Source organism: Pseudomonas sp. Pse1 (assembly GCF_024519635.1).
Classification (GTDB): domain Bacteria; phylum Pseudomonadota; class Gammaproteobacteria; order Pseudomonadales; family Pseudomonadaceae; genus Aquipseudomonas.
Genome location: NZ_JALJRO010000006.1, coordinates 47,151 through 58,719, shown reverse-complemented (window position 1 = coordinate 58,719; position 11,569 = coordinate 47,151). Strand labels below are relative to the sequence as shown.

12 protein-coding genes are annotated in these 11,569 nt (G+C 59.5%); 8 read left to right on the top strand and 4 right to left on the bottom strand.

What is annotated here, in order from left to right:
- The first annotated feature begins 214 nt into the window (after positions 1-214).
- Together NR126_RS11105 and NR126_RS11100 are read left to right on the top strand one after the other, a co-directional pair.
- On the top strand, positions 215-661 hold the full coding sequence (locus NR126_RS11105) for a heme-binding protein (RefSeq protein WP_027621065.1): 447 nt from the start codon (positions 215-217) through the stop codon (positions 659-661).
- A 182-nt stretch (positions 662-843) separates the two neighbouring features.
- On the top strand, positions 844-1,302 hold the full coding sequence (locus NR126_RS11100; RefSeq protein ID WP_027621066.1) for a transposase: 459 nt from the start codon (positions 844-846) through the stop codon (positions 1,300-1,302).
- A gap of 82 nt (positions 1,303-1,384) precedes the next feature.
- Here the strand turns inward: NR126_RS11100 and NR126_RS11095 are convergent, their stop codons facing one another.
- Positions 1,385-1,990 (bottom strand): TetR/AcrR family transcriptional regulator, encoded by a 606-nt coding sequence (locus NR126_RS11095; protein ID WP_027621067.1) that lies wholly within the window; start codon positions 1,988-1,990, stop codon positions 1,385-1,387.
- 133 nt (positions 1,991-2,123) lie between these two features.
- Between NR126_RS11095 and NR126_RS11090 the strand changes: the two genes are divergently transcribed.
- Entirely contained in the window at positions 2,124-3,038 is a 915-nt protein-coding gene (locus NR126_RS11090; RefSeq protein WP_256830217.1) for a DUF808 domain-containing protein, read from the top strand.
- A gap of 64 nt (positions 3,039-3,102) precedes the next feature.
- Here NR126_RS11090 and NR126_RS11085 read toward each other — a convergent pair whose 3' ends face one another.
- Positions 3,103-3,861, bottom strand: coding sequence for a VacJ family lipoprotein (locus NR126_RS11085; protein WP_306218778.1), 759 nt, complete (start codon positions 3,859-3,861; stop codon positions 3,103-3,105).
- 22 nt (positions 3,862-3,883) lie between these two features.
- Positions 3,884-5,182, bottom strand: coding sequence for a serine/threonine protein kinase (locus NR126_RS11080; protein ID WP_027621070.1), 1,299 nt, complete (start codon positions 5,180-5,182; stop codon positions 3,884-3,886).
- A gap of 223 nt (positions 5,183-5,405) precedes the next feature.
- Here NR126_RS11080 and NR126_RS11075 point away from each other — a divergent pair, with 223 nt between their 5' ends.
- Together NR126_RS11075 and NR126_RS11070 are read left to right on the top strand one after the other, a co-directional pair.
- Positions 5,406-5,777: a hypothetical protein gene (locus NR126_RS11075; protein ID WP_027621071.1), complete on the top strand. Its 372-nt coding sequence runs from the start codon at positions 5,406-5,408 to the stop codon at positions 5,775-5,777.
- Positions 5,778-5,899: 122 nt separating this feature from the next.
- The gene (locus NR126_RS11070; RefSeq protein WP_256830216.1) at positions 5,900-6,379 is read left to right on the top strand and encodes a hypothetical protein; all 480 of its coding nucleotides are present in this window, start codon (positions 5,900-5,902) and stop codon (positions 6,377-6,379) included.
- Positions 6,380-6,423: 44 nt separating this feature from the next.
- Here NR126_RS11070 and NR126_RS11065 read toward each other — a convergent pair whose 3' ends face one another.
- Complete coding sequence (locus tag NR126_RS11065; RefSeq protein ID WP_256830215.1) at positions 6,424-8,028, bottom strand: beta (1-6) glucans synthase; 1,605 nt, start codon at positions 8,026-8,028, stop codon at positions 6,424-6,426.
- A gap of 291 nt (positions 8,029-8,319) precedes the next feature.
- On the opposite strand from NR126_RS11065, the gene NR126_RS11060 reads away from it, so the two are divergent.
- The 3 genes from NR126_RS11060 (at position 8,320) to NR126_RS11050 (ending at position 11,362) form a co-directional block, all read left to right on the top strand.
- Complete coding sequence (locus NR126_RS11060; RefSeq protein ID WP_027621074.1) at positions 8,320-9,168, top strand: glycine betaine ABC transporter substrate-binding protein; 849 nt, start codon at positions 8,320-8,322, stop codon at positions 9,166-9,168.
- A gap of 227 nt (positions 9,169-9,395) precedes the next feature.
- Complete coding sequence (locus tag NR126_RS11055) at positions 9,396-9,707, top strand: DUF485 domain-containing protein (protein WP_027621075.1); 312 nt, start codon at positions 9,396-9,398, stop codon at positions 9,705-9,707.
- Positions 9,704-11,362, top strand: a complete 1,659-nt coding sequence (locus NR126_RS11050) for a cation acetate symporter (protein ID WP_027621076.1) — start codon at positions 9,704-9,706, stop codon at positions 11,360-11,362. The genes NR126_RS11055 and NR126_RS11050 overlap by 4 nt, the downstream gene beginning before the upstream one ends.
- The last annotated feature ends 207 nt before the right edge of the window (positions 11,363-11,569 follow it).

The following is an 11,569-nucleotide window of genomic DNA, read 5'->3' as shown; positions in this document are numbered from 1 at the left end:
TATTCACGGCGGACGGCGCAGGTCAATCCATTTTCTCAAGCGCCCGTTTCATTCGGCGAAGGCCTATAAATACTGTGGCGTTTCGTCGCACAGGGCGCGTTTCGAAAATTATTGTATACAAAAAAATAACTCATTGTGTTCTATTTGTTGCATCGGGCTGCGGCAAAAGGCAGCAGCCCCACGGCTTTCCGAAAAACAAAATGAGGACGGCACCATGAGCGCTTTAACCTTGAAAGTCGCAGTCAACCTGGCCAACGAGGCCATCACCGCAGGGCGTGCAATCGCTGCAGCACCTTTGACCATTGCCGTGCTGGACGCCGGCGGCCACCTGATCACTTTGCAACGCGAAGACGGCGCCAGCCTGCTGCGCCCGCAAATCGCTATCGGCAAGGCCTGGGGCGCCATCGCCCTGGGCAAGGGCTCACGCCTGCTGGCGCTGGACGCCCAACAACGCCCGGCCTTCATCGCCGCGCTCAACAGCCTGGGGCAGGGCAGCGTGGTGCCGGCACCGGGTGGTGTGTTGATTCGGGATCAGGCGGGTAACGTGCTGGGGGCGGTGGGCATCAGCGGCGATCTGTCGGATGTCGACGAGCAGTGTGCGATCACTGCGATCGAGGGATTGGGATTGGGGTTGCAGGCGGATGCGGGGGTGGCGGCTTGATTTGCGTCGCTTGATCTGACGCCATCGCGAGCAGGCTCGCTCCTACACTTGGAATGCATTTCCCTGTAGGAGCGAGCCTGCTCGCGATAGCCATTTACCAGACACATCCAGCCAACAGTTGGTATACCTTCTCGTATTCACAGAGCTAGGCTTCTCATGACCTGAACATGGGAGGCAAAGGAATGCCTGATCTACCTGCCGCCAATCGCTTGCGGATCGGTCGCTATGCCGAAGCCGGCCGAATCTATCTGCTCACCACCACTACACATCACAGGGTCCCGGTATTCAGGGATTTCATCCTGGGTAGGATGGTGGTCAATCAATTTCGCTGCGCTCAGAACCTGGGTTATGCGAGCTCGCTGGCCTGGGTAGTCATGCCGGATCACTTTCATTGGTTGATCGAACTGCAGAAAGGATCTTTGAGTGAATTGATGCAGCGAACCAAGTCTTTGAGCGCCAAAGCTGTGAAGCAGGCTACTGGTCGAACTGCTGATCTCTGGCACAGAGGGTTCTATGATCGGGCGCTGCGGCGGGAGGAGGATTTGCTGAAGGTAGCCCGCTATGTTGTTGCCAATCCTTTGCGGGCGGGGTTGGTGGAAAAGCTTGGCGACTATCCGCTGTGGGATGCGGTATGGGTTTGAGTTGAGACCGAGTCGCCTGCATCGCGAGCGGCGGAACGCCGCCCGGGCTGCTCCTACAAGGGAGCGGATTCCTGCTTCGCCATCAATCCAACTCAATCCCCTTGAGCACCAACCGAATGATCGTCTGCGCCGCCGCTTCATAATCCTCTTCATCCAGCTTGGCCTTGCCGGTGATGGCGGAGATTTGCCAGTCGAAGTCGGCGTAGGTCTGGGTCGCGGCCCAAATGCTGAACATCAGGTGATTGGGGTCGATCGGGGCGATCTGGCCGCGGTCGATCCAGGTCTGGATGCAATCGATGTTGTGCTTGGCCTGGCCATTGAGCTGCTCCACCAGGTCGGTACTCAGGTGCGGTGCGCCGTGCATGATTTCGCTGGCAAATACCTTGGAGGCGAAGGGCAGGTCGCGGGAGATGCGGATCTTCGAACGGATGTAGCCGCTGAGCACTTCATGGGGGACGCCGTCGGCATTGAACGGCGTAGAAGCCTGCAGGATGGGCTCGATAATGCTCTCGAGGACCTCGCGGTAGAGGTTCTCCTTGGACTTGAAGTAGTAGTAGACGTTGGGCTTGGGCAAGCCCGCCTTGGCCGCGATGTCACTGGTTTTGGTCGCGGCGAAGCCCTTATCGGCAAATTCTTCGCTGGCGGCACGCAGGATCAGTTGTTTGTTGCGCTCGCGGATAGTGCTCATAAACCAAGGTGTTCCTTGCCGGTACTGGCGGTTGGGCATGGTAGCACCGGGCTTGCGCGGCGCTCAAGAATGCCCATTGGCGCCGGGGCAGGCTATGCTGCGAAACATTCACTTACTCAGGAACATTCAAGCCATGGCAGGAAGCAGTTTGCTGGTGCTGATCGACGACATCGCGGCGGTGCTGGATGACGTCGCGCTGATGACTAAGATGGCGGCAAAAAAGACCGCCGGGGTGCTTGGCGACGATCTGGCACTCAATGCCCAGCAAGTCTCCGGGGTGCGTGCCGAGCGGGAAATTCCGGTGGTCTGGGCGGTGGCCAAGGGCTCGTTTCTGAACAAGCTGATCCTGGTTCCGTCTGCCTTGGCCATCAGTGCCTTCGTGCCCTGGCTGGTGACGCCGCTGCTGATGGTCGGCGGCGCCTACCTGTGTTTCGAAGGCTTCGAAAAGCTCGCGCACAAATTCCTCCACAGTCCCGCCGAGGATCAGGCCGTGCATGCCCAATTGGCCGAAGCAGTGGCCGATCCGGCAGTCGACTTGGTGGCTTTCGAAAAGGACAAGATCAAGGGCGCGGTGCGCACCGACTTCATTCTCTCGGCAGAAATCATCGCCATCACCCTCGGCACCGTGGCTGATGCACCGTTGACCCAGCAGGTGATCGTGCTGTCTGGGATTGCCATTGTCATGACCGTCGGCGTTTACGGCCTGGTGGCCGGCATCGTCAAGCTCGATGATCTCGGCTTATGGCTCACACAAAAAACCTCGGCACTCGCCAAAAGCATTGGCGGCGCGATCCTGCGGGCGGCGCCGTACATGATGAAAAGCCTGTCCGTGATTGGCACTGCGGCGATGTTTCTGGTGGGTGGCGGGATCCTCACCCATGGCGTGCCGGTGGTGCATCACTGGATTGAAGGTGTCGGCGCAGCGGCGGGCGGGGCAGGGGTTATCGTGCCGCTGTTGCTCAACGGTGTGGCGGGGATTGTGGCGGGGGCGGTAGTGCTGGGTGTGGTGATGGTCGTCGGCAAGATCTGGAAAGCGCTGAAGGGCTGATGGTTCTCCCATCTGTAGGAGCAGCCCGGGCGGCGGAGCGCCGCCCGGGCTGCTCCTACAGGGATTACTCGGCAATCTGCAACTTACGCGCCTCGGAATACACGTACCGAACCTTCTCGTACTCGAACGGCGAGTTCATCTGGCCGTAGCGGAAGTTGGTCTGATAACGCTTGTCGACGCCGCGCAGAATCCAGATCTCCGGGTGGTTCTTGCTGACTTCCGCCACGTTGAGGAAGTTGATCGCATTCTCCGCGGTGTAGTCCACCACCAGCCCCGAGGTGTCGCGCAGGTTCGATGGGCCGAGGATCGGCAGGACCAGGTAGGCGCCACCCGGGACGCCATAGAAGCCCAGGGTCTGACCAAAGTCTTCGCTCTGGCGCGGCAGACCCATGGCCGTCGCCGGATCCCACAGTCCGGCGATGCCGATGGTGGTGTTGAGTAGCAGGCGGCCGGTGGTTTCCAGCGAGCGCTGGCCCTTGAGCTGCAGCAGGCTGTTCACCAGGTTCGGCACATCACCGAGGTTGTTGAAAAAGTTGCTGACGCCGGTGCGCAGGAAGCTCGGGGTGACATAGCGGTAACCGTCGACCACCGGCAGGAACACCCACTGATCGAAGCGGTAGTTGAAGTGGTAGACCCGGCGGTTCCACGACTCCAGCGGGTCGTAGACATTCAGTGCGCTCAGGGTCGAACGCTCGAATTCGCGCTGATCCAGCCCCGGGTTGAATGTGAGTTGTTTCAGCGGCTCGGTAAAGCCGTCCGGATCGACCACGGGCGGGTTGTTGGCCTTACTGTTGTCGGCATTGGCAGCGCCTGCACAGAGCATCGCCGCGAGAATCAGTAGATGTTTAGCCACGGAAAAACTCCAGCATGGCGTCGGCGTTGACGCGGTAGTTGAGGTTGCCGCAATGGCCGCCGTGAGGGTAGACCGTCAGGCGGTCGCCAAAAGTCTTGCGCAGGAAACCGAGGTCGCCCGGGCCGAGAATCACATCGTCAGCGTTGTGCATAACGGCGATTTTCGAGCTGCCTTGCAGATAATCCTGCAGCGCGTACAGGCTGACCTGGTCGATCAGTTGCAGCAGGCTGCCGCCGTCGGTGCGTGCGCGCCACATCGGGATCACTTGCTCGGTCAGGTAGCAGTCGAAGTCGCATTGCAGCGCGCGCTTGAGGAAGGGCGTGAGGCTGGTGCCTTCGGTGATCGGGTATTTGGGTGGGGTGATCAGGCCGCGGCGATTGATCAGGTCCGAGGTGTAGGCGATATCGGCGGCGGAAAAGCGGAATGAGGTGCCGATCAGCATCGCCATCTGTTCATTGGTCAGGTGTTGCTTGGACTGCTGGAAGTCGTAGAGCAGGGCGTCGTTGAGGTCGATGTAGCCCTTTTGCTGGAAGTAACGGGTCAGCTTGTTCAGCACCAACTCGTAAAAGGTGGTGGTGTTGTTGATGCCCTTGACCTCGGTCTGCACCAGCTTGTCGAGGTTGGTCACCGAGGTGTACAGGTTGACCGGCGGATTCAGCAACAGGACTTTCTTGAAGTTGAAACTGCGCCGGGTTTCGTCCAGGTGGGCCACAAATGCCGCATCCAGGGCGCCCAGGCTGTAGCCGGTGAGGTAGAAATCGGTCACCGGCAGTTTCGGGTTCTGCGCGCGCACCGCTTGCATCACCCGATACATATCTTCGGCGTCTTCCTTGGATACACCGGGAGTGGCGAAGCGCGAGGCTGAACTGATGAAGTCGAAGCTGGTCGGCGATGACAGTTGGACTACGTGATAGCCGGCCTTGTAGTACAGGCGCTTGAGGTATTCGTTGAGGCTGCTGTCATAGCGCGCGCCGGTGCCGGCGATCAGGAAGATCAGCGGGGCTGCATGGTCCTGGGTGGCCATGCGGTAGGTCAGCTTCTTCACCGCCCAGAAATTGTCGGGCAGGTCGAACTGCCGTTCAGGGCGCAGGGTCAGGCTATGGTCGCTCTGGTTGATGTCGTCATCCGATGGGAGCTCGGGTCGCAGATCCGGAGGCGTCGTGGCGATGGTCGCTTCGAACGGGTTGGTCAGCGGATAGCCGTAACTGGCGGCGTCGATATCCGCCGCCAGCGCGGACGCACTCAGGAGAAGGCCGCCGAAAATGGCAGCAAAGCGCAAGGAACGGAGCATGACTAAATCCCTTAGAGGAAGGTGCCGAATAAAGTTCGCAGGCTATGACCACAGGTATCGCGCCAAAGTGCCATGCATCGGCACCAAAGAGGCTGGGTTCGAGGTAATAGTAGCTGGACGATACACTTTGCCGCCATTTGATGAACAGATATCTGTTGATGTCGGTTGCGTCCGCCAGCCACGGGTTTAAGCTGGGCGCCGTTTTTGCCCTTTGGAGTGTTCCATGTCCCGCCGCTTGCCCTTGATTGCGCTGCTCATCGTCCTGCCTCTGTGGCTGGCCGCCAGTTATGGTGCGCGTTATGGCTTTATGGAGGATGCGCAGTGGGTGGGCATTTGTGCGGAGGAGGCGAGCCGCTGGGAGTGTCAGTTGCGGGCGAACCTGGGGTGGCTGATCCACTTCCAGGTCATGGGCTGGGCGGCGCTGGCGGCAGCGGTGCTCGGTTTTCTGTTGCCGGGCCGCACTGGCTGGTGGCTGGCGGCGCTGGCGCTGGTGTGCGGTTTGCCGGCGCTGGCGTTATATAACGCCAGCCTCGCGGTGTTTGCGGTGGTGATTGCCGGGTTGCGGTTGGTTCGGGCTTCGCGAGGTGTCAGGTAGTCCGCCATCGCGGCCAAACCGCGCTCCCGCCTGGTTGTTCTAGTAGTTCTGATAGTAGACAGCTGCTTCGTTAGCTCCGAACCTAGAGCGACAGATTTTTGCCTGGGAAATGGAGCAACGCCATGACCGATCAGCAAGCAACGCTGCTGTGCGGCTACGGCTACGACCCCTTGGATCGGCTGGTGAGTTGCGCCCCCCCAGAATCATCAGACTATCCAGCGCTTTTATCGTGTGTCTGCATCGTTCCCTGCTTTTCGCCGAGTTGGCAAAGGGCTTGTTGCAATGAAGAAGAATGTGATGAGGTGAGGTTGCGACAAATTGGGGAGCAGTACACCGTGATAAAAAACGCCGATGCTCCCCCGCCCATTGCCAGATACGCACAATCACAGGGTTTTAGTGAGAGTCAGATGATGGCAGAAGAGGGGTATAAAAATTTCCCGGAGGTGCAGAGACAATACCTGCATTCGCAGCAACCAGAGGTCGCGGAGCGTCTTCGTCAGGCAGATGTAGACTTATTGGTTGCGACGGGGGAACACGTCAAACGGTATCCTCACAACGAGCATCGGACGCGGCAGATCGTGAGTCTCATCCGCTCACAATAGAGCGAAGCCAGCCCGGTGTGGAATGATCTTGGGGTTGCTTCGTTCTATTGTGCTGACTTCGATTTAGCTCTCAAACTGCGCCACAACGCCGCCACCATCAACCCGCTCACCAGCGCCCAGCCCCAGGCCTGCTGGTTCAGCAGTCCTTCCTGATACAGCTGCGGCGCAATTCCCGCGCCGATGATCAACGTCAACAGGGCGATTTCCCGTCGTGGTGCGCTCACCGGGCGCGCCAGGTAGACCAGCGCCGGCAGCAGCAGGGCGGCGCTGGGGAAGCTGCGGTAGCGCGGCTCGAACACCAGCCCGAGCATCATCACCGCAGCGGCAAAACCGGCCGCGCCCAGCAGCCAGCCGGCGCGCCGCTCAAGTACATTGAAGACGCGCTGGCGCCAGCCGCTGGCAGCGCTCAGGCTCAGCGCGGCGTGGGCGAGGATCGCCAGGTTGAGGGCGATCAGCAGGCCGGCCCATGTCCATTCCCAGGTAGAGCGGCTGGTGACCCGCGCCAGCTCGCCCCAGGTGCCAATGGCGCAGGCCGCTAAGGCACCGAGCAAGGGCAGGACCAGCGCCGCCCGGGTGCTGCGCACGCGACCGCCGAGCAGCAGGGTGCCGAGGAAAATCAAGCCACCGACTGCCAGCCATTGTGGCCAGTACGGCAGGTTGCTGACCGGTCCGGCGAGGATGCCCTTGTCCTGGCGGTCGGCATCGAACAGCCCCCAATATCCGCCGACCGCGCCTTCACTGCCGCGTTTCCAGGGTTGGTCGAAGGCTTCGATCAGGTTGTAGCGCCAGCCCTGTTGCTCGGCGAGGGTGACGAAGCCGCGAATAAAGCGGGCTTCGTTGACTCGGCTGGGCAACGCGGTTTCACGTTGGCGGCCTTCGCTAGGCCAGCCAGTTTCACCGATCATCACGTCCTTGGGGGCAAAGCGATTCCCGAACACCTGGCGCACTTCGGCGACGTGCTGCAGGGCCGCATCGATGTTGGACGGATCGTCTTCCCAGTACGGCAGCAGGTGAATGGTCAGGAAGTCCACGTTCGGGGCGATTTCCGGGTGTTTGAGCCAGAACTCCCAGACGTCGGCGTAGGTCACCGGTTGCTTGACGCTGCGTTTGACCTGCTTGATCAGGGCCGCCAGTTGCGGGCCGGTGACTTCTTTACGCAGCAGTGCTTCGTTGCCGACGATGACCGCCGAAACCACGTCCGGGTTGGCGTTGGCTTCGGCGATCAGCAGGTCGATCTCCTTGGCAGTGTCCACGGGATTGCTGTTGACCCAGGCGCCAATCATCAATTTCAGCCCATGCTTGCGCGCCAGTCCCGGCAGCGCTTCGAGGCCGGTCACCGAGTAGGTGCGGATGCACTCGAAGCGGGTGGCGAGCAGAGCCAGGTCGGCGTCCATGCGCTCGGGGCGCAGGTTGAACGGCTGGTCAAACGGCGATTGGTCCTTGTCGAAAGGGGTATAGGAGGCGCACTGCAGTTTGTGCGTCGGGGTCGCGGCGTCCGGCAGCAGAACCGGTTGACCGAGGCCATACCAGTAGCCGCCCAGGGCGAACAGGCCGAGCAGGCAGGCAAAGACATAGGCGGCGAAAGGGAAGCGCGATCTGGCGGGCATGGTCAGGCCATCGGGGAGCAAAGCCGCGCATCTTACCTGCATTTATCCACAGCTTGGTGGGTAGCAATGTTTTTACATGCAAAGACCGGGCGGAGCGGGTGGCGGCTTTTTGCCAAGCTGTCGTTAATGGCTTTCTGATGTCGTTTCTCGCTGCCTTGAGGTCGCTGACAGAGCAGGTCGTCGCGGGCGTGAGGTTGATGATCAATCCATCAGTACTCCGCTGATGTTCCAACGAGTTCGCGGTGAGGCGTGATGGGGGCGCGGTGCACCAAAACAATAGGTTGACGACGCTGCTCGGCACCCGTCGGGCGCAGCACTTTCGGGGAAGTAACGATGAAGATGCGACGACTCTTAGGCGCAAGTGCCGCTCTGGTACTTGCGATGGGCTCCACCTTGGCCAGCGCCGAAAACAAAACCCTGAGCATCGGCTACGTCGACGGTTGGTCCGACAGCGTGGCCACCACCCACGTGGCCGCCGAGGTGATCAAGCAGAAGCTTGGCTATGACGTGAAACTGCAGGCCGTGGCCACCGGTATCATGTGGCAGGGCGTTGCCACCGGAAAACTCGACGCCATGCTTTCGGCCTGGTTGCCGGTGACTCATGGTGAATACTGGGCGAAGAACAAGGACAAGGTGGTCGACTACGGTCCCAACTTCAAAGACGCCAAGATCGGCTTGATCGTGCCGGAGTATGTCAAGGCCGTGTCGATTGCCGATCTCAAGACTGACACGACCTTCAAGAACAAGATCGTCGGCATTGACGCCGGGTCAGGCGTGATGCTCAAGACCGACCAGGCGATCAAGGACTACGGCCTCGATTACAAACTTCAAGCCAGTTCCGGCGCTGCAATGATTGCCGAACTGACCCGCGCCGAAGACAAGAAGGAATCCATTGCCGTGACCGGTTGGGTGCCGCATTGGATGTTCGCCAAGTGGAAACTGCGTTTCCTGGAAGATCCAAAAGGCGTTTACGGTGCAGCAGAAACCGTTAACAGCATCGGCAGTAAAGAACTGGCGACAAAAGCGCCAGAAGTGGCGAAATTCCTGAAGAACTTCCAATGGGCTTCGAAAGACGAAATCGGCGAAGTGATGTTGGCGATTCAGGACGGCGCCAAGCCTGACGCTGCGGCCAAGGATTGGGTGGCCAAGCACCCGGAGCGTGTTGCCGAGTGGACCAAGTAAGTTGAGCTAAGCCTCTAGTCAGCACTTTCCAGGCCCCTTTGGCGCCCACGCCCAAGGGGCCTTGTTGTTTCTGGGTGATTATCGCTGAGTGGCGGCCTTTACATCAGTCGTTTATGAATTGGAGAAAACGACATGGCGTTCTAAGACTAAGGTCGTCTGGAACCTCTCCTCCAGCCGCATACAGTGGATATGTTCCAACTAAAATCTGTGCTGCGAGGATAAAAACAATGAACGACAGCATTTACCTCTCGATTCAGAACAGCCCGCGCTTCAAGGAGCTGGTTCGCAAAAGAGAAAAGTTCGCCTGGATTCTTTCGGCGATCATGCTTGGCTTGTACTCCGGTTTCATTCTTCTGATTGCATATGGACCGCAGGTATTGGGGGCGAAGATCAGCCCTGACTCCTCAATCACCTGGGGTATTCCGATTGGCGTGGGGCTGATTGTTTCGGCCTTCATCCTGACCGGTATCTATGTGCGTCGCGCCAATGGCGAGTTCGACGATCTGAACAATGCAATTCTCAAGGAGGCCAAGCAATGATCCCGCGTCTGATTGCAGCCCTGGGCATTGCCGCCTTCGCACCGGCCGTTTGGGCCGCGGATGCGCTGACCGGCGAAGTCCACAAACAACCGCTGAATATTGCAGCGATCCTGATGTTCGTGGCCTTTGTCGGCGCGACTTTGTGCATTACCTACTGGGCGTCCAAGCGTAATAACTCGGCCTCTGACTACTACGCGGCGGGTGGCAAGATCACCGGCTTCCAGAACGGCCTGGCGATTGCCGGCGACTACATGTCGGCCGCTTCTTTTCTGGGTATTTCCGCGCTGGTATTCACCTCCGGCTATGACGGCCTGATCTATTCGATCGGCTTCCTGGTGGGCTGGCCGATCATTCTGTTTCTGATCGCCGAGCGCCTGCGTAACCTGGGTAAATACACCTTTGCCGACGTGGCGTCCTACCGCCTTGGGCAAACCCAGATTCGCACCCTGTCTGCCTGCGGTTCGCTGGTGGTGGTAGCGTTCTACCTGATCGCGCAGATGGTGGGTGCCGGCAAGTTGATCCAGCTGCTGTTCGGCCTCGATTACCACGTTGCGGTGATCCTGGTGGGGATCCTGATGTGCATGTACGTGCTGTTCGGCGGCATGCTGGCGACCACCTGGGTGCAGATCATCAAGGCAGTATTGCTGCTGTCCGGTGCCTCGTTCATGGCGCTGATGGTGATGAAACACGTTAACTTCGATTTCAACATGCTGTTCTCCGAGGCGATCAAGGTTCACCCCAAAGGTGAAGCGATCATGAGCCCGGGCGGCCTGGTGAAGGATCCGATCTCCGCATTCTCCCTGGGTCTGGCGCTGATGTTCGGTACCGCTGGCCTGCCACACATCCTGATGCGCTTCTTCACCGTGAGTGACGCAAAAGAAGCACGCAAGAGCGTGCTGTACGCAACCGGCTTCATTGGCTACTTCTACATCCTGACCTTCATCATCGGCTTTGGCGCGATCCTGCTGGTGAGCACCAATCCGGCGTTCAAGGATGCGGCTGGCGCGCTGCTGGGTGGTAACAACATGGCGGCGGTGCACTTGGCCAACGCGGTGGGCGGCAGTATCTTCCTGGGCTTCATCTCGGCAGTGGCGTTCGCGACCATCCTGGCGGTGGTCGCCGGTCTGACCCTGGCCGGTGCCTCGGCGGTGTCCCATGACCTGTACGCCAGCGTGATCAAGAAAGGCAAGGCCAACGAGAAGGATGAGATTCGCGTCTCGAAAATCACCACCATCGCTCTGGCGGTGCTGGCAATCGGCCTTGGTATTCTGTTCGAAAGCCAGAACATTGCGTTCATGGTTGGCTTGGCGTTCTCCATTGCTGCCAGCTGTAACTTCCCGGTGCTGCTGCTTTCCATGTACTGGAAGAAGCTGACTACCCGCGGCGCGATGATTGGTGGCTGGCTGGGGCTGGTCAGCGCGGTGGGCTTGATGGTCCTGGGTCCGACCATCTGGGTGCAGATCCTGCATCACGAGAAGGCGATCTTCCCGTACGAGTACCCGGCGCTGTTCTCGATGATCATTGCGTTTATCGGGATCTGGTTCTTCTCGATCACTGACAAGTCGGCGGCTGCGGATAAAGAGCGGGAATTGTTTGCTCCGCAGTTCGTTCGTTCGCAGACCGGCTTGGGGGCGAGCGGGGCGGTTTCGCACTGATGCTTCTTATATAAGCTGAGCGGTTTGGAAATGCCCTGGTTGAGAGACTGGGGCATTTTTTTTGGTGGGGTGGCGTACCTCACTGTGGGAGCGAGCCTGCTCGCGAACAACCTGAGACCGCCGCCTACAGCCAGGACAGCTGCGTCATCGTTAACGACCGTCACGAGCAGGCTCGCTCCTGCAGTAGAGCTGCGCGCAACCTACTCA

Bases quoted from the DNA above. Each gene is read 5' to 3' on its own strand.
- NR126_RS11060 (WP_027621074.1), top strand. From the start codon at position 8,320: ATGAAGATGCGACGACTCTTAGGCGCAAGTGCCGCTCTGGTACTTGCG.
- NR126_RS11080 (WP_027621070.1), bottom strand. From the start codon at position 5,182: ATGCTCCGTTCCTTGCGCTTTGCTGCCATTTTCGGCGGCCTTCTCCTG.
- NR126_RS11065 (WP_256830215.1), bottom strand. From the start codon at position 8,028: ATGCAGGTAAGATGCGCGGCTTTGCTCCCCGATGGCCTGACCATGCCC.
- NR126_RS11090 (WP_256830217.1), top strand. From the start codon at position 2,124: ATGGCAGGAAGCAGTTTGCTGGTGCTGATCGACGACATCGCGGCGGTG.
- NR126_RS11050 (WP_027621076.1), top strand. From the start codon at position 9,704: ATGATCCCGCGTCTGATTGCAGCCCTGGGCATTGCCGCCTTCGCACCG.
- NR126_RS11055 (WP_027621075.1), top strand. From the start codon at position 9,396: ATGAACGACAGCATTTACCTCTCGATTCAGAACAGCCCGCGCTTCAAG.
- NR126_RS11095 (WP_027621067.1), bottom strand. From the start codon at position 1,990: ATGAGCACTATCCGCGAGCGCAACAAACAACTGATCCTGCGTGCCGCC.
- NR126_RS11085 (WP_306218778.1), bottom strand. From the start codon at position 3,861: ATGCTCTGTGCAGGCGCTGCCAATGCCGACAACAGTAAGGCCAACAAC.
- NR126_RS11105 (WP_027621065.1), top strand. From the start codon at position 215: ATGAGCGCTTTAACCTTGAAAGTCGCAGTCAACCTGGCCAACGAGGCC.
- NR126_RS11070 (WP_256830216.1), top strand. From the start codon at position 5,900: ATGACCGATCAGCAAGCAACGCTGCTGTGCGGCTACGGCTACGACCCC.
- NR126_RS11075 (WP_027621071.1), top strand. From the start codon at position 5,406: ATGTCCCGCCGCTTGCCCTTGATTGCGCTGCTCATCGTCCTGCCTCTG.
- NR126_RS11100 (WP_027621066.1), top strand. From the start codon at position 844: ATGCCTGATCTACCTGCCGCCAATCGCTTGCGGATCGGTCGCTATGCC.